Annotated in this window: 15 protein-coding genes and 1 pseudogene; 6 read left to right on the top strand and 10 right to left on the bottom strand. The window is 44.1% G+C overall.

The annotated features are described in order from the left end of the window. Positions 1 to 97: pseudogene (locus AACQ81_RS11800) on the top strand (IS5/IS1182 family transposase); the annotation flags it as partial. Between the two features lie 64 nt (positions 98 to 161). Beyond that, a complete protein-coding gene (locus tag AACQ81_RS11795; protein WP_237387373.1) occupies positions 162 to 1,064 on the top strand; it encodes a DMT family transporter in 903 nt (300 codons plus the stop codon). Here the strand turns inward: AACQ81_RS11795 and AACQ81_RS11790 are convergent. Beyond that, a complete protein-coding gene (locus AACQ81_RS11790) occupies positions 1,014 to 2,447 on the bottom strand; it encodes a sensor histidine kinase (protein ID WP_237387372.1) in 1,434 nt (477 codons plus the stop codon). The genes AACQ81_RS11795 and AACQ81_RS11790 overlap by 51 nt on opposite strands. Then, a complete protein-coding gene (tctD, locus tag AACQ81_RS11785; protein ID WP_237387376.1) occupies positions 2,444 to 3,112 on the bottom strand; it encodes a transcriptional regulator TctD in 669 nt (222 codons plus the stop codon). Before tctD ends, AACQ81_RS11790 begins: the two co-directional genes overlap by 4 nt. Before the next feature lie 365 nt (positions 3,113 to 3,477). Between tctD and AACQ81_RS11780 the strand changes: the two genes are divergently transcribed. Genes AACQ81_RS11780 through AACQ81_RS11770 form a run of 3 tightly spaced genes read left to right on the top strand, consistent with a single transcriptional unit; the run spans position 3,478 to position 6,416 of the window. Continuing rightward, on the top strand, positions 3,478 to 4,452 hold the full coding sequence (locus AACQ81_RS11780; RefSeq protein ID WP_272903077.1) for a Bug family tripartite tricarboxylate transporter substrate binding protein: 975 nt from the start codon (positions 3,478 to 3,480) through the stop codon (positions 4,450 to 4,452). A 13-nt stretch (positions 4,453 to 4,465) separates the two neighbouring features. Continuing rightward, positions 4,466 to 4,897, top strand: a complete 432-nt coding sequence (locus AACQ81_RS11775; protein WP_237387371.1) for a tripartite tricarboxylate transporter TctB family protein — start codon at positions 4,466 to 4,468, stop codon at positions 4,895 to 4,897. Between the two features lie 10 nt (positions 4,898 to 4,907). Next, positions 4,908 to 6,416, top strand: a complete 1,509-nt coding sequence (locus AACQ81_RS11770) for a tripartite tricarboxylate transporter permease (protein ID WP_237387370.1) — start codon at positions 4,908 to 4,910, stop codon at positions 6,414 to 6,416. A gap of 201 nt (positions 6,417 to 6,617) precedes the next feature. Here AACQ81_RS11770 and fabB read toward each other — a convergent pair whose 3' ends face one another. Continuing rightward, the gene (gene fabB, locus AACQ81_RS11765; protein ID WP_237387369.1) at positions 6,618 to 7,832 is read right to left on the bottom strand and encodes a beta-ketoacyl-ACP synthase I; all 1,215 of its coding nucleotides are present in this window, start codon (positions 7,830 to 7,832) and stop codon (positions 6,618 to 6,620) included. 204 nt (positions 7,833 to 8,036) lie between these two features. On the opposite strand from fabB, the gene mnmC reads away from it, so the two are divergent. Further along, a complete protein-coding gene (gene mnmC / locus AACQ81_RS11760) occupies positions 8,037 to 10,106 on the top strand; it encodes a bifunctional tRNA (5-methylaminomethyl-2-thiouridine)(34)-methyltransferase MnmD/FAD-dependent 5-carboxymethylaminomethyl-2-thiouridine(34) oxidoreductase MnmC (RefSeq protein WP_237387368.1) in 2,070 nt (689 codons plus the stop codon). 158 nt (positions 10,107 to 10,264) lie between these two features. Here mnmC and AACQ81_RS11755 read toward each other — a convergent pair whose 3' ends face one another. The 7 genes from AACQ81_RS11755 to hutH all read right to left on the bottom strand — a co-directional run bounded on the left by AACQ81_RS11755 (position 10,265) and on the right by hutH (position 17,729). Then, complete coding sequence (locus tag AACQ81_RS11755) at positions 10,265 to 10,540, bottom strand: YfcL family protein (protein WP_237387367.1); 276 nt, start codon at positions 10,538 to 10,540, stop codon at positions 10,265 to 10,267. A gap of 16 nt (positions 10,541 to 10,556) precedes the next feature. Then, entirely contained in the window at positions 10,557 to 11,114 is a 558-nt protein-coding gene (locus AACQ81_RS11750) for an elongation factor P hydroxylase (protein WP_237387366.1), read from the bottom strand. 22 nt (positions 11,115 to 11,136) lie between these two features. Continuing rightward, the gene (locus AACQ81_RS11745; protein ID WP_237387365.1) at positions 11,137 to 11,937 is read right to left on the bottom strand and encodes a sulfite exporter TauE/SafE family protein; all 801 of its coding nucleotides are present in this window, start codon (positions 11,935 to 11,937) and stop codon (positions 11,137 to 11,139) included. A 92-nt stretch (positions 11,938 to 12,029) separates the two neighbouring features. After that, positions 12,030 to 13,115, bottom strand: a complete 1,086-nt coding sequence (gene aroC, locus AACQ81_RS11740; protein ID WP_237387364.1) for a chorismate synthase — start codon at positions 13,113 to 13,115, stop codon at positions 12,030 to 12,032. A 341-nt stretch (positions 13,116 to 13,456) separates the two neighbouring features. Continuing rightward, positions 13,457 to 14,392, bottom strand: coding sequence for a 50S ribosomal protein L3 N(5)-glutamine methyltransferase (gene prmB / locus AACQ81_RS11735; protein WP_237387363.1), 936 nt, complete (start codon positions 14,390 to 14,392; stop codon positions 13,457 to 13,459). Between the two features lie 223 nt (positions 14,393 to 14,615). Beyond that, entirely contained in the window at positions 14,616 to 15,980 is a 1,365-nt protein-coding gene (locus AACQ81_RS11730; RefSeq protein WP_237387362.1) for an amino acid permease, read from the bottom strand. Between the two features lie 216 nt (positions 15,981 to 16,196). Beyond that, on the bottom strand, positions 16,197 to 17,729 hold the full coding sequence (gene hutH / locus AACQ81_RS11725; protein WP_237387361.1) for a histidine ammonia-lyase: 1,533 nt from the start codon (positions 17,727 to 17,729) through the stop codon (positions 16,197 to 16,199). Positions 17,730 to 17,733: the final 4 nt, after the last annotated feature.

Here is a 17,733-nt window from a genome sequence, read left to right as displayed (position 1 = left end):
AGCAGTAGCTACTCGGTATGACAAATTAGCAAGAAATTATGAAAGTCTCGTTGCTTTGGCATTTTCAATCATGTGGCTCCCTATGTGGGTCGATTGAAACATGTACAACAAAGGTCAACACGCTCTAGATAAACGATACACTCATATAAAAAATTAGCTCAATGAAGAATCTATTGTTTCCCCTCATCGCTGTATTGATCTGGTCAATCAATGCGGTTGTCAGTAAAGCTGCCGCAACCTTAATTGAACCGGCTGCAATTGCTTTTTACCGCTGGTTTATTGCCTTCCTGACTTTGACTCCCTTTATCTTATTGCCTGTCCTGAAACAGCGGAAAATAGTGGCTCAATATTGGTGGAAGCTGTTGATTCTTGGTTCGCTGGGGATGGTGCTCAACCAAAGCCTTGCTTACTATGCAGCCCATACGGTCAGTGCAACACTGATAGGCATTTTCACTTCATTGATTCCATTATTGACTGTCATTATCAGTATCTTTGCTTTACGAGTCCCCCCTACAGTGGGTATTACTCTCGGCACGATGCTCTCTCTATTCGGACTTGTTTGGCTGGTCAGCAAGGGAGAACCGGCTTCCTTATTACAACATGGTCTGGGCATTGGAGAGATCATGATGTTTATTGCAGCAGCGTCTTACGCTTTATATGGCGTATTGACAAAACGCTGGGCAATTCCATTACCTAACTGGCAATCACTTTACGTACAAATTGGCTTCGGTGTTTTATTGCTTTTGCCCAATTTCATGATGGCAGAAAATGTCCGGCTAACAGCCGATAATATCTCTCTTGTCTTGTTTGCCGGCATTCCGGCATCGATTCTCGCACCTTATCTGTGGATACAGGGTGTGGTTCGCATTGGTGCAAACATGACTTCGATCTTTATGAATCTGGCTCCAGTATTCACTGCCATTATTGCTATCGTAGCTCTCAATGAAAAAATGCACAGCTACCACCTCATTGGAGGAGGTATTGTGCTGGCAGGCGTGATATTCGCACAGCAGTTACGTATCCCGCTCACACGCAGAAAGCCGGAATACAATTCTGACCAGTAAGCCCCCCAGTGCCTCACTGGGCAGAAGCTGGAGAGTGGCACCGTGATACAGGCTGATTTCCTTGACGATGGTCAGCCCCAGTCCAGTCCCTTCCAGCCCTGCTGCGTTATCCAGACGGTTAAAAGCCATAAGCGACTGACCAATGTCTTCCTGTGCGATACCCGGCCCTGAATCATCGATTTCAAGACAACAATATTTTTTGTCTGGGTTCATGCTGATCCTGCCGGTCACGATTCCCGCCTGTGGGGTATATTTGATGGCATTGTCCAATAAATTGGCACACATTTCCGCGATCAATAAAGGCTCACCTTTTATCCATAAGCTCTCCTCCCCTTCGTAGCCCAAATCTATCTTTTTACTTTCTGCTTGTTGCAGACGGGAAAAGCAGGCTTGCTGCAACAATTCTACAATATTGACGGGCTGATAATTCTGTATGGCTTCCTTTTCATGTACTTTAAGCTGAGACAGTTGCAACAGGCGTTCAGTCAGTGAAATCATGTTATCCAGACTTTTGTTAATCGCTGCCAGAATTTTTTCTCTCTGGGTAGGATCTTGCTCACTGTGCGCCACTGCAACTTGAGTCTTCAATACAGCGAGAGGTGTTCTGAGTTGATGGGATGCATCAGCACTGAATCGTTCCTGACGACTCATCATTAGCTTCAACCGTTCGATATATCGGTTGAAGGCCCGGAGTAATAACGAAAGTTCAGGCCACGGCAAAATATCCGGCAAAGGGGTAAGATCATTGGCGGAGCGGTGGATCATAATGCCAGAAAGTTTTCGCAATGGTTTAAGTAATTGTTTTAACAGGATGTAAGCAAGGAGCAATGTCAGCAATACGACTGACCCTTGGCTTACTAACGAAGAAATCAGTAATTGCTGAGCCATGTATTGGCGGGAAATCACCGTTTCAGCCACCAATATCAATGCCATGCCCATGATGCCTCCGTCATTGATGGGCTGGTACATCGCTACCACACGTATCGGCTGCCCCTGATATTCCGCATCATAAAAATACGCAAGCGCCGTATACAATGGTGAACGCCGGATATTTTTTGGTATGGGGGGGAGGTCACCATAACCAGAAATCGTTTTACCTTCTGGCGAGATAACTTGATAGTAAAGTCGATCATTCGTATTTCGTTCAAAGCTATCCAACACAACATAAGGCACATCAACAATCAAATGTTTGTTCTCGACGATCAAACGTTCTGCAACCGTCCTTGCTGACGCAAGCAATGCCCGATCATAAGCCAGCGTTGTGGCATTCCTCACGCTAATATACTGGCTATAAACCGAAGCACAGCCAAATAACAGTAACGGCACCCCCAAAAACAGCAGTAATTGATGGAATAATAACCGTGGTATTTTGAAATATTTCATTGCTCCTGCCGCTCTAACCGATATCCCAATCCACGTAATGTTCCGATTCCTACATCACTGTTGAGTAATTTTTTCCGTAATCGATGTACATACAGTTCAATGCTCTGTGGATTTGCATCGTCCGACAGAGAAAATACCTGTTCAAACAATAGTTGTTTCGAAACAGGACGCCCCCTGCGCTGAAACAGAGTTGTTAAAACTGATAATTCTCTGGGAGTAAGTGCTAACGGCACATTATCCAATAAGAAATAACCTTCATCTTCATAAACCAATGAGCCGAATTTCAGGGTTTCTTGTTGAATACCAGAGCTACGCCGCAACAACGCACGTATGCGAGCCTCCAATTCCTGAAAATCAAAAGGTTTGGTCAAATAATCATCGGCACCTGAATTCAACCCCTTCACACGATCCGTAACACCCGAGTTAGCTGTCAATAACAAGACAGGTAAATTTTGCCCCCGTTTCCGCAACCGCAATAACAAAGAGATACCGTCCAACCTCGGCAAAGCAACATCCAGAATCAGTAAGGCATAATTTTCAGTCTGCAAAAGCTGATCCGCCACAACACCATCTTCAGCCAAATCAACTACAAACCCAGAATGACTTAATGCCTTATATAACCAATGTGATAAATCAGGATGATCTTCAACTAATAAAAGACGCATATTAAAAACATCTCCCTCTGCTCTGCCATCGTGCGCAATACTTTCATTCCATCTTGCCATGTGAGCCAGATCTATATTTATTCTTTATTGACTGATACCTAATATAAAAAATCAACCAAAGAAATAAAGCCGGAGTTATTGCACAATTGCAATCTTAACATTTAGAAATTGTCTGTAGGTTAATAAAAATAGAAACATCTTATTAACATGCCAATGCGAAGTTCTGCGCAAATTAGGCGACTAATGTCACATCCAGATAATTTTTTTGTTAATGAAAGGTAATTGAAAGGTTTCATTATTATAAATAAGCATGCGCCAGGAATTTGTCACTCATCTCCCTTACCGGCGCTTTGTGAGGAATCAAAATGAAAACATTCAAAACATTATTAATCGCTGCAAGCCTACTCCTTTGTACTCATGCCTTTGCCATCAACGTTCCCAGTAGAACTGAATGTATTGCTCCAGCCAAGCCGGGTGGCGGCTTTGATTTAACCTGCAAATTAGTTCAGGTTTCACTATTGGAGACCCATGCCATCAACTCTCCAATGAGAGTCACATTTATGCCCGGTGGTGTCGGTGCGGTTGCCTACAATGCCATCATCGCTCAGCGACCTGCTGAACCGGGTACGATTGTCGCTTTTTCCGGCGGTTCTCTGTTGAATCTTGCTCAAGGAAAGTTCGGCCGTTACAACGTCAATGATGTGCGTTGGCTGGCCAGTGTGGGTACAGACTACGGTATGATTGCTGTGCGTTATGATTCTCCTTACAAAACTTTGACAGACCTGATGGATGCCTTCAAAAAAGCACCCGACAAAATTGTATTTGGTGCAGGTGCTTCTATCGGAAGTCAGGATTGGATGAAAACAGCATTACTGGCAAAAGAAGTGGGTATTGATCCTCGCAAAATGCGCTATGTCGCATTTGAAGGCGGTGGAGAACCCATCACGGCCCTGCTGGGCAACCATATTCAAGTTGTTTCTGGCGATCTGGGTGAAACCTTACCTTATCTTAATGGCGACAAAATTCGCATTCTTGCTGTCTATGCCGATAAACGCCTGAACGGCAATCTGGCAAATATTCCAACAGCAAAAGAGCAAGGCTGTGACCTTGTTTGGCCAGTTATCCGAGGTTTTTATGTAGGCCCGAAAGTCTCTGATGAGCAATACCAATGGTGGATCGATACCTTTAAAAAGCTACAGCAAACTCCCGAGTTCAAAAAACAGCGCGATCTGCGTGGATTATTTGAATTCAATATGACTGGCAACGAACTGGATGAGTATGTGAAAAAACAAGTTGTCCAATACCATGATATGGCCAAATCCTTTGGTTTAGCAAAGTAGCAGGAGTACCATCATGAGCGATCGTATCTTTGCTACTGTGTGGTTGGTGCTATGTGGAATAGGGCTGTTTATTGCCTGGGGAATTCATAGTGAATATAGCTACGAACCTTTGGGTCCGCGACCATTCCCAATCATTATTATTTCATTAATGGCATTCTGTTCATTCTTATTACTATTTAAAAAAACTGATCCTGTCTACTGGCCAACACCACAAGTGTTACGTCGCTTAGTTTTGTTGATTGCATCACTGGTCATTTATGCCTGGTTGTTTGAATGGCTGGGATTTCCTCTGGCAACAATATTATTGACCATCAGCGTGGCATTGCTATTTAACGCCACGTTACTCTCGGCAGTTATTTCCGGCATATTTCTTGGAATTTCACTCTTTTTTGCCTTTGATCGTCTGTTAGATGTCACTCTACCCATAGGTCACTGGCTCAGTTAAGGAGACAAAGATGGATACTTGGTTATATCTGAGTCAGGGTTTTGAAGTAGCACTGGTTCCCAAAAATCTGATTATTGCGTTAATCGGCTGTTTTATTGGCACTATTGTTGGCTTACTACCCGGTCTTGGCCCCATTAATGGGGTAGCGATCCTGCTGCCACTGGCTTTTGCATTAAAATTACCTGCTGAATCCGCCCTGATTTTATTGGCAACTGTCTACATTGGTTGTGAATATGGGGGGCGTATTTCCTCAATACTGCTGAATGTGCCGGGAGATGCTGCTGCTATTATGACAACTCTGGACGGTTATCCTATGGCAAAACAGGGACGTGCAGGTATTGCGCTTTCCATCTCTGCCGTCAGTTCATTCTGTGGTTCACTTCTTGCTATCACTGGCATCATCTTATTTGCCCCTCTTCTGGCACAATGGTCTTTGGCATTCGGACCCGCTGAGTATTTTGCACTGATGATTTTTGCCATTGCCTGTCTCGGCAGCATGATGAGCCAAAACCCGGTTAAGTCGTTATTGGCCGCTTTAATTGGTTTAAGTTTAGCTACCGTAGGCGTAGATTCAAACACTGGCGTCTATCGCTTCACTTTCGATAGCGTACATCTCTCCGATGGTATTCAATTTATCGTTGTCGTAATTGGTTTATTTTCAGTCAGTGAAATTTTGTTGATGCTGGAAAGCACTTCTACCGGGCAAAAAGTGATAAGCAAAACCGGACGCCTGTTATTTAATCGAAAAGAAGCCTCAGTCTGTATTGGGCCAACATTACGGTCATCAGTAATTGGTTTCTTCGTCGGTATATTGCCTGGTGCCGGGGCAACCATCGCCAGTGCAATCACATATATGACGGAGAAACGGCTTAGCGGTAACAGTGATTCGTTTGGCAAAGGCGATATTCGCGGGGTGGCTGCGCCGGAAGCCGCCAACAATGCTTCAGCCTGTGGTTCATTCATCCCGATGCTCACTCTCGGTGTTCCCGGTTCAGGAACAACCGCTGTAATGATAGGCGCGTTGACGCTTTATAATATTACACCCGGTCCCACAATGTTCACTGAGCAACCAGATATCGTCTGGGGGCTTATTGCCGCCTTGCTGATTGCCAATATTTTATTACTGATCATGAATATTCCGATGATCGGGCTATTTACCCGTATGCTGAATGTTCCAATGTGGTTTTTGGTTCCCTCAATAGCCATTATTTCGTCAGTTGGGGTGTATGCCGTTCACAGTACCACATTCGATCTTATGTTGATGGTTGGGTTAGGTGTTTTCGGTTATATCCTTCGAAAAATGAATTTCCCAATGTCACCTCTCATCTTAGGGTTTGTCTTAGGCGAAATGCTGGAGCAGAACCTGCGACGGGCGCTATCAATCAGTAATGGAAATTTTGAGATCCTGTGGAGCAGTACCATCGCTCAAGTTTTGCTGATTCTGGCAATATTGGTGATTATTATTCCACCTGCTTTGCGTATCATTAATAAACGCCGCAATAAAATCGTGGCATCATAACTAAGCATCATAACTAAAATAGCCAATCCACATAATCAATGGACTGGCTTTCATTTTATACACTTAGTCTTTCAAACTGCCTCTTTGTTGGCTGCGCTCGCTCACCCCAGTCACATAGTTATCTATGCTCCCGGGGATTTGCTCTCTTGTCGTCGCGATGCAACTTGAAATCCATTGTGTATAACTGATAATTTTAAAGCATTAGTCTGAATACTTGCGCATCACCAGGGATGCATTTGTGCCGCCAAACCCGAAGCTATTGGACATGACTGTTCTTAGCTCGCGTTTGGTAGGCTCAGTGATAATATTCATACCCGCGGCTTTTTCATCCAGATCTGCAATATTGATACTTGGCGCAATAACGCCATGCTCCAGCATCAACAGGCTGTAGATCGCTTCATGAGCGCCCGCCGCTCCCAATGAATGCCCTGTCATCGCTTTAGTGGCAGAAATAGCAGGCGTATTATCACCAAAAACTTCTCTGATGGCTTCCAATTCTTTCAAATCACCGATTGGTGTCGAAGTTCCGTGGGTATTAATGTAATCTACGCCACCTTCAACATTGTCTAATGCCATCTGCATGCAGCGTACAGCCCCTTCACCAGAAGGTGCAACCATATCAGCACCATCAGAATTGGCACCATAACCGATGACTTCAGCGTAAATATGCGCACCGCGGGCTAATGCGTGTTCTAATTCTTCAACAACAACAATGCCGCCACCGCCTGCAATCACGAAACCATCACGACTCTGATCATAAGTACGGGAAGCTCGTTCTGGTGTTTCATTATATTTAGTGGAAAGTGCTCCCATTGCATCGAATTCACAAGCCATTTCCCAGCTCAATTCTTCACCACCACCAGCGAAAATCACATCTTGCTTACCAAGTTGGATCAACTCAACAGCATGGCCGATACAGTGTGCTGAGGTCGAGCAGGCAGAACTGATGGAGTAGTTAACACCTTTAATTTTAAAGGGGGTTGCTAAACAAGCTGAGACACCGGAAGCCATTGCGCGTGTAACCATATAAGGCCCAACACCACGCAACCCTCGGGCACGCATACCATCCGAACCCGCAACTTGGTTATAGGGGGAACCACCACCTGAACCAACAACTAAACCTGTACGAATATCGGAAACTTGTTCTTCGGACAGACCTGAATCTTTAATTGCTTCATCCATTGCCAGATAAGCATAAACAGAGGCATCGCTCATGAAACGTTGAATTTTACGGTCAATCAAACCTGATGTATCCAATTTAACATTGCCCCAAACGTGGCTACGCATACCCATTTCTTTGAACTTTTCTGAGAAAGTTATCCCTGAACGGCCTTCTTTCAGAGATTCAAGCACTTCTTCCTGGTTATTACCAATACTGGATACAATCCCCAGACCAGTGATTACTGCACGTCTCATTACTTACCTCATCAATATGTTTACCTGCGGGATTTATTCCCCCGCACTTTAGCGTACACTTGTACGCCGAACAAGTCCGATCAGGTTAAAAATTCATGGAAACATTGATCTGGACTTAGTTATAAAGCTCTCACACGGGTGGTGCAACCAGATGAAGACCGCTAAAATCCTTATAATATTATTGTCAACAATACAGGCATTATTGTGAAAAACAGTGCTATCAGCAGCGCTGCCCTAAGCTGGAATGAGCAGGGCACACCTATTTCAGAACAGTTTGATGATGTTTATTTTTCAAATCAAGATGGTTTAGAAGAAACTTTATATGTATTTTTGAAAGGTAATAAGTTCCCTCAACGCTTTAACACCCATAACCATTCAAACTGCGTCATTGCTGAAACGGGATTCGGTACTGGCTTGAATTTTTTGACACTTTGGCAAGCTTTTTCGCTCTTCAGACAGCAATACCCTGAAGCCCCTCTAAAACGGCTTCATTACATCAGTTTTGAAAAATACCCATTAAAGCCTACAGACCTGAAAACAGCACATCAGCGTTGGCCGGAACTTCAGGCGTTTTCTGAGCAATTATGTCAGCAATGGCCCTTACACCTTGCAGGCTGCCACCGATTAATACTTGATAATGATACCATCACTCTGGATCTTTGGTTTGGAGATGTAAATGATCTATTGCCTAAGATAAATTCAAGCCTGACTGGAAAAGTTGATGCTTGGTTTCTGGATGGTTTTGCTCCCTCCAAAAATCCACAAATGTGGAGCGAACAGCTGTTCACTGCAATGGCAAAATTTTGTCGTCCAGAAGGTACATTTGCAACCTTTACATCTGCCGGAATCGTCCGGCGGGGTTTACAAAATGCAGGTTTTACTGTTTCGAAGATCAAAGGATTTGGATGTAAAAGAGAGATGCTGACCGGTATTTTATCTCCATCAGAAAATCCTCCGCTCTCGCTGGCTCACACGCCATGGTTTGCCCGCCAGGCGGCTTCTCATACTGATGATATTGCAATTATCGGTGGTGGTATTGCCAGTGCATTGACTGCACTGGCGTTATTGCGCCGTGGCGCAAAGGTCACGTTATATTGTCAGGACGAGCAACCGGCCCAGAATGCATCAGGTAATCAGCAAGCTGCTCTCTATCCCCTGCTTAATGGCCGTGACGATCCACTTGAGCATTTCTTCACATCCGCATTTACTTTTGCCCGTCGTCAGTATGATCAATTAAGTAATAACACTATATTGTTTGATCATCAGTGGTGTGGCGTTAGTCAGTTAGCTTACGATGAGAAAAGTGGCAAAAAAATTGACAAAATGCTGCAAACATCATGGCCGGAAGAACTTGCATTTGGTATGGAACGCCAGCAATTAAGCCAAGTCAGCGGATTAGACGTTAATTATCGCGGCATACATTACCCACAAGGTGGCTGGTTATACCCCGCACAATTAACTCAAGCAGCAATTAAACTTGCCGAACAACGTGGAATGTCGGTTCATTTCAATCATAAAGTGCTCCAGTTAATTCAAGATGAAAATGACTGGCAGTTACATATTCAGTACCAAAAACAAAAAAGTTCACAGCAAAAAATCCGACAGAAAAATCATCATGTTGTCATTATTGCTAATGGTCATTGTCTATCACAGTTTGAGCAAACTCAAAAACTTCCTGTCACCGCTGTCCGTGGTCAAGTTAGCCATATCCCAACCACAGCCAGTCTTAATCAACTGAAAAGTGTATTGTGTTATGACGGTTATATGACACCCGTTAATCCCCATAACCAATATCACTGTATCGGTGCCAGTTACCAACGTGAGCAACTGGATACTCAATATTCATCTGCCGATCAGCAAGAAAACCGTGCTCGTTTATTAAAATGTTTTCCTGATGTCGATTGGGTACATGAAGTTAATATTTCGGAAGGAAAATCCAGACAAGGCATACGATGTGTTATTCGGGATCATACGCCAATGGTTGGGAACGTTCCTGTTTTTAGTGAAGTTATGGAGAAATATGCGAATTTGTCTCAACGGATAAATACCGATGAACTTATTGAGGAATCACCTTGTTACCCTGATTTATTTGTTCTTGGAGCATTGGGTTCCCGCGGTTTATGTTCTGCGCCATTAAGTGCTGAATTACTGGCAAGCCAGATTTTTGGGGAAGCATTGCCACTCGATGATGAAACATTAGCCGCCTTACATCCGAATCGCTTTTGGGTTAGAAAACTACTGCGCGGTAAGGCGGTTAAAACAGAAAAACTTTAAACCAGCCTATTCTTCTGCATCAGGTATAGAAAACAGCATACCTGATGCAAATTTCAATTTATCCACTCTCAACAAGGGGCATTCCAACTGACATAACGAAAAGTTGTCAATCTAACAATTTGGAGAGTAGTCACAAGTCAGTCTTTTGTGTCAATCAATTAGGCTGTCGCGCTATCCAATAATTTTTGCCAGGTTGACAAAATTAAAACCTGATCCGGTGGCGTCAATTCACCCGCTTTAATTGCTTTATGAACGCTTTCTTCAACACGTTGATGGAGTTGTTCAGCCGTATTTGCGCCTTCTTGTTCTAATTCGGCAACAGCCAGTGTCAGATGTCCGCGGAGGTATCCACCAGCAAATAATTCATCATCACTGGCATATTCGACCATATCATCAATTTGCGCCAGAATGCGTGTTTCAAACTCTGCGAGCATTATCTTTCCTCAAAATCTATTTTAATTTAGCAAAAAGCTCTTCCGGGTAAGGAAAATGTTCTGCTTTTAGTGGAGGCGTATTGTAAAACGATTGTAGACCCTGAATAAAGCGCTCTGCTCGTGTGGGTATTCCATTTTCAAGATATTGCATGACCTGTGCATGCACTTTCCGGTGAAACCCTAGACGATCCGGTTCAAAATCGCCTTCAAGGTTGTCACAACTTACGTTAAAGGAGAAACCCGCGGCTACACAGAATAACCATTCCAACGACTGCGGTTTAATTTCTACTTTTTCAAACTCCCCTTGTGTTTGCGCATCACGACCATCCGGGCAATACCAATAACCGAAATCGACCAGCTTACGACGTTCTTTTCCTGCGATACACCAATGTGAGATTTCATGTAACCCACTGGCATAAAAACCATGGGCAAATACAATCCGGTTATAGCTCACTTCATCGTCTGAAGGCAGGTAAATAGGCTCATTATCACCTTTTATTAAACGGGTATTACAGTCATCGCTAAAGCAATTATCAAAAATTTCAATCAGTTGATGATAATGATGTGCAGTCATGTATTAATTCAGGATCCTAAAATCAAAAATAAAATGCCAGCCAAGTACGGAAAGTCTCTTCGTAATGCTCATAGAGGAGTTTCATGCTCATCAAAAAAGAAATTGTTACCAACATCGGGCGAACTAACTTCTGTCCTTTGCTTAGAACCAGGCTCGCGCCAACTCGAGCGCCAATCATTTGCCCTATCAGCATCACAAAACCCACCAGCCATAAAACTTGTCCACCAAGAATAAAGAAACCCAGTGCACCGATATTGGACGCAAAATTCAATACCTTAGCATGGGCTGTTGCTTTTGCCAGATTGTAGCCACAAAGCATGACATAAGACAGAGCGAAAAAAGAACCTGCCCCCGGCCCGAACACGCCATCGTAAAAACCGATGCCACAACCAGCCAAACAACCAAATGCAACCGGGCCAAGGCGATGCTGTCGATCCTCAGCGCCAATATTGGGCACCAAGAGAAAATAGAGACCGATAATCATCACTAATATTGGCAGTAAATAACGCAGAAAATCAGGTGATACAAATTGAACCAGCAAAGCGCCCAACATAGCACCAATCAGCGTCATGACAATCGCAAAACGTTGAGAGCGCCAATCCACAACACCACGGCGGATAAAGTAAAGACTGGCGGAGAACGAACTTCCGGCAGCCTGTAGTTTACTTGTTGCCAATGCCTGAACAGGGGAAACACCCGCCGATAACAAAGCGGGAATAGTTAATAACCCGCCTCCACCGGCGATAGAGTCGATAAAACCCGCAACTATTGCAACCAAAAAAAGAAAAGCATAAATTTCCGGACCTAAGAATGACCATTCCATTATTCATTTCACCAAGAAACAGCTTGCCTATCACTATGATGTCTTTCGGCATCGACCGGAGTTTATGTCAGACGATCCTTTACTGTCCTGATTTACCAGCGAGGAAGTGATTGTGTCACATCCGCACATTGTGCTCGCTGACGCAGCAAGTGATCCATCAACACAATCGCCATCATTGCTTCTGCAATAGGTACAGCCCGGATGCCAACACAAGGATCGTGCCGGCCACGTGTCACCATGTCCACTTCTTCTCCCTGACGATTAATGGTTTTGCCGGGCACCATAATGCTGGAAGTCGGTTTTAGCGCAATATGTGCAACAATCGGCTGACTGCTGCTGATCCCCCCCAGAATACCGCCAGCATGGTTACTGGTGAATCCCCGGGCTGTGATTTCATCACGGTTTTCGCTGCCCCGTAAGTTAACAACAGTGAAGCCATCACCGATTTCCACACCTTTTACTGCATTAATACTCATCAGTGCATGAGCGATATCAGCATCCAAGCGATCAAATACCGGCTCTCCCAATCCCGCAGGGACATTCTCAGCAACTACAGTGACTTTTGCACCGATGGAATCCCCTTCTTTTTTCAATGCCCGCAATAATTCATCAAGCTGAGTTAATTTGCTCTCATCCGGGCAGAAAAAAGGATTGTGTTCAACAAGATCCCAATCTTTCAGTTCGCAATGAATATCGCCCATTTGAGTCAGGCAGGCGCGAATAAGAATACCATGTTTTTCCAACAGGTATTTTTTGGCAATCGCCCCTGCTGCAACACGCATCGCTGTTTCCCGGGCAGATGAGCGTCCGCCACCACGATAATCACGCAATCCATATTTTTGTTCATAAGTATAATCAGCATGTCCGGGACGGAAAACGTCTTTAATTGCACTGTAATCTTGTGAACGCTGGTCAGTATTTTCGATCATCAAACCGATGCTGGTGCCTGTTGTTACTCCATCAAAAACACCAGAAAGAATGCGAACCTGATCAGGTTCACGGCGTTGTGTGGTATAACGGGAAGTTCCGGGGCGGCGTCGGTCTAAGTCGATCTGCAAATCTGCTTCTGTAATAGCAATGCCCGGTGGAACACCATCAACAATGCATCCCAACGCGATTCCATGAGATTCACCAAACGTAGTGACACGAAAAAACTGCCCAATACTATTTCCTGCCATTCTTACCCTGCCATCATTATTTATGCATTTAAAGAGAGCGAATAACAATAACTCACCCAATGATTAAAACCTATCTTATTTCAACAAATTGATTTACCTTTCTATCCTTCCAGCTTTTAGGCTGCAACGCTTTTTAGCTATAGCGCGAGAGTCATAGAACAGAGATACAATTTATACACAATGGATTTCAAGTTGCATCGCGACGGCAAGAGAGCAAATCCCCGGGAGCATAGATAACTATGTGACCGGGGTGAGCGAGCGCAGCCAACAAAAAGGCAGTTTGAAAGACAAAGTGTATATATGAAATATCCGTTTTAACCATTGGATGAATGAAAAAAATATCAGTCTTTGAATTGCTGGAAATATTCGTGATGCTCAACGAGTTGCTGGCGAGTCAGTACGAAAACACCATCACCATAATCATGTTCGAATGTTAGCCATTTAAAGGGTACATCAGGGTATTGCTCAATCAGATGTACCATACTGTTACCTACTTCACATACCAGTATTCCATCTTCCGCAAGAAAATCTGGGGCTGTAGCCAGAATACGCCGAGCCAAATCCAACCCGTCTACACCTGCAGCCATGGCTAATTCAGGTTCATGATCGTATTCCTGAGGAAAATCACTCATATCTTCTTCATCGACATAAGGAGGGTTAGTAATAATGATATCGTATTTCATTGGTGGCATATCATGAAATAGATCTGAACGAATCGGGATAACGCGTTGGGTAAGTTTATGATTTTCTATGTTTATTTCTGTGACAGCCAAAGCGTCAGGAGAAATATCAACTGCATCAACTTCAGCTTCTGGGAAGGCATGGGCACAGGCAATGGCAATACAACCACTTCCAGTACACAGATCCAAAATTGTTGATGGCTGACGTGAGATAAGTCCTTCGAAGCGTTTTTCAATCACATCGTTAACCAATGAACGTGGGATCAAAACCCGCTCATCGACATAAAATTCATGACCACAGAACCAAGCACGATTTATCAAATAAGCAACAGGAACACGTTCATTAACACGGCGCAAGACAAGTTCCACTATGCGCTGACGCTCTGTTGATGTCAGACGTGAAGCCATCATTGAATCCGGAATATCCAGAGGCAAGTGCAACGTGGGAAGAACTAATTGCAAAGCTTCATCCCACGGATGACATGTGGTATGCCCACAATAGATATTCGATTCGTTAAAACGGCTGGTAGACCAACGCAACATATCTAGGATGGTATGCAGCTCTGCAACAGCCTCATCGGCTAAAATCTTATCCAAAAAACACCTCCAAATAACAAAAAAGATATATCAGATTGTTAGTTTGCCATGATCCCGAACACAAATCAGCTTCCTTAGCATGAGAATTGTCTTAGGGTGAAATGGTATAAATAAAACATCGTATTAAGAAAAAGGGCTTTCAAGGGAAGATAGCGTGATTAAAAATAAAATGTATTCGGGAAAGTAAAAACCACCCTATGTATATAGAGTGGTATAAGATTGGTTAGCTGTTATTTGGTTTTTTCACCCAGAGGTAATAGCTGATGGTCAGCAAGGCTATCCATACAATTCCAACACCCAATGCAATTCGGGTAGCGGGAAAATACCCCAATACAGCAATCACAAATGCCATAAATGCAATAGTCAGAGCAGGTGCGATTGGCCAGAAAGGAACAGGGAATTTAAGCTGTTTCGCTTCTTCTGCCGGCATTTTACGACGCATCATATATTGTGACAGTAAAATCATCAGCCATACCCAGACGGTTGCAAATGTTGCAATGGATGCAATGATTAAAAAGACTTTTTCCGGCAGCAAATAATTCAAAACGACACCAAGCAGCAAAATCCCTGACATGGTTAATACGGTGACCCACGGTACACCGTTTTTTGTCAGTTGCGTGAAAGAAGAGGGAGCCTGTTTTTCCTGAGCCATACCGTACATCATCCGACCGGCGCCAAAGATATCACTGTTGATTGCTGAAATCGCAGCAGTAATCACAACGATATTCAAGATATTCGCCGCCGATTCAATTCCCAAACTAGAGAATATCTGAACGAACGGGCTACCATTTTGTCCTATCTGATTCCACGGATAGATACACATCAGAACAAATAGAGTCAGAACATAAAACAACAAAATACGGAACGGAACCGCATTAATTGCCCTTGGGATGGATTTTTCCGGATTTTTTGCTTCACTGGCTGTAATACCGATAACTTCAATACCACCAAATGCGAACATCACAACCGTAAACGAGGCGATCACCCCCGCAATACCATTTGGCATAAATCCGCCATGTTCCCATAAGTTTGATAGACCAGTGACATGATCGGCTTCTTGGCCGAAACCATACAGCATAATGGCAAAACCACCGGCAATCATGAGAATAATCGCAACAACTTTGATGATTGAAAGCCAAAACTCCATTTCACCAAATACTTTGACGTTACACAGATTTATCGCACCGATGAAAAAGACGATGCCAAGTACCCAAATCCATTGATCGACATGGGGAAACCAGAGTTTCATATAGATGCCGAATGCGGTGACATCAGCAAGACAAACAACCAGCATTTCAAAAACGTAAGTCCAACCAGTCAAAAAACCCGCCAATGGGCCTAAATATTGAGTCGCATAATAAGAGAAAGAACCCGGAGAAGAACGATGAACTGCCATTTCCCCCAACGCTCGCATGACCATGAAAACCGCTGCACCACCAATCGCGTAGGCCAACAATACCGCTGGTCCCGCTGCTTTAATGGCTCCCGCAGAACCATAGAAAAGCCCTGTGCCAATTGCCGACCCTAGTGCCATAAAGCGAATGTGACGAACACTTAAGCCTCGCTTGAGTTGTGAAATGTTTTGCATGATTTATCCTTATGTCTTTTATTATTAATACCCGCCATTTTCCAGCTACCGTTTTGTTGGCTATGTTTATTCCCTTCAGTCAAATAGTGAGCTATACGCTTGGCGATTTGTTCCATTGCTGCCGCACTGCGGATCGATATCTATTGGGTATAGATTGGAAAAGATAAATACTACGATAAGGCCGGTTTTAGCCGGCCTAAAACGATGTGTTTTTATTTAATTTTCTAAGATTTTTCCAGCAGGCAGCAATGCAGAAAGTTGCTGTTCCGCCAATAACTGAATAGATTCTTCAATGTCCGGCGCGAAAAAGCGGTCTTTATCGTAATGTGTCACTTTATTTCGCAGGATATGACGGGCTTTTTCCAGTATTGGGCTACTCTTCAGGCCATGGCGAAAATCCATTCCCTGACAAGCAGTCAGCCATTCAATCGCTAAAATTCCGCGTACGTTCTCTGCCATTTCCCATAAGCGGCGACCAGCGGCTGGTGCCATTGATACGTGATCTTCCTGATTGGCCGATGTTGGCAAACTGTCAACACTGGAAGGATGTGCCAATGCTTTGTTTTCACTGGCTAAAGCGGCTGCTGTTACCTGTGCAATCATAAAACCTGAGTTCACACCGCTATTTTCGACCAGAAACGGCGGTAACTGAGACATATTGCTATCCATCAATAAGGCAATACGACGTTCTGACAATGAACCAATCTCTGCCAGTGCAATAGCCAGATTGTCCGATGCCATAGCGACAGGCTCTGCATGGAAGTTACCACCAGAAATCACTTCATCTTCTTCAGTAAATACCAGAGGATTATCGGAAACCGCATTAGCCTCAACCATAATCACATCAGCAGCATGCCGGATCTGGGTTAAACAAGCCCCCATCACTTGTGGCTGGCAACGCAATGAATAAGGATCCTGAACTTTCGGGCAGTTTTTGTGGGATTCAGAGATACCACTTTGCTCTTCCAATACGAGACGATATAGGGTTGCTACATCAATTTGGCCTTTCTGACCGCGGGCTTCGTGAATACGCGCATCAAATGGCTTACGGGAACCAAGAGCTGCTTCAACAGACAACGCACCACAAACAATCGCCGATGCCAGTAAGTCTTCTGCGGCAAATAATCCTTTCAGAGCAAAAGCCGTTGAAGTTTGTGTTCCATTGAGCAGTGCCAACCCTTCTTTTGCTACAAGACAAATGGGTTTGAGTCCGGCTTTTTCCAGAGCTGCTTTTGCTGGCAACCATTCACCACGATAACGGGCTTTACCTTCACCCAACAACAACAGACTCATATGTGCCAAAGGTGCCAAATCCCCTGAAGCCCCGACGGAACCTTTACTCGGGATACAGGGATAGACTTCAGCATTCACTAAAGCGGCTAATCCTTGGATCACTTCCAAACGGATACCAGAATAACCTCGGGCAAGGCTGTTGATTTTCAACACCATAATCAACCGAACAATCTCATCCGCCAAAGGCTCACCAACCCCCGCAGCATGAGACATCACGATCGAGCGCTGTAACTCTTCCAAATCGTGTTCTGCAATGCGGGTATTTGCCAGCAGACCAAAACCGGTGTTGATACCATACGCCGTCCTGTTTTCACTGATGATGCGATTCACACACGCGACACTGTTCTCAATAGCAGGGAAACATTGTTCATCTAACTTAATGTGGACAGGATGCTGATAAACATGGCGTAATTCTTCAAGCGTCATTTGACCCGGATGAATAGTAATATTTTTCATAATC

Source organism: Xenorhabdus sp. Sc-CR9 (assembly GCF_963897815.1).
Lineage (GTDB): Bacteria > Pseudomonadota > Gammaproteobacteria > Enterobacterales > Enterobacteriaceae > Xenorhabdus.
This window is presented reverse-complemented; position numbering and strand designations above follow the sequence as displayed.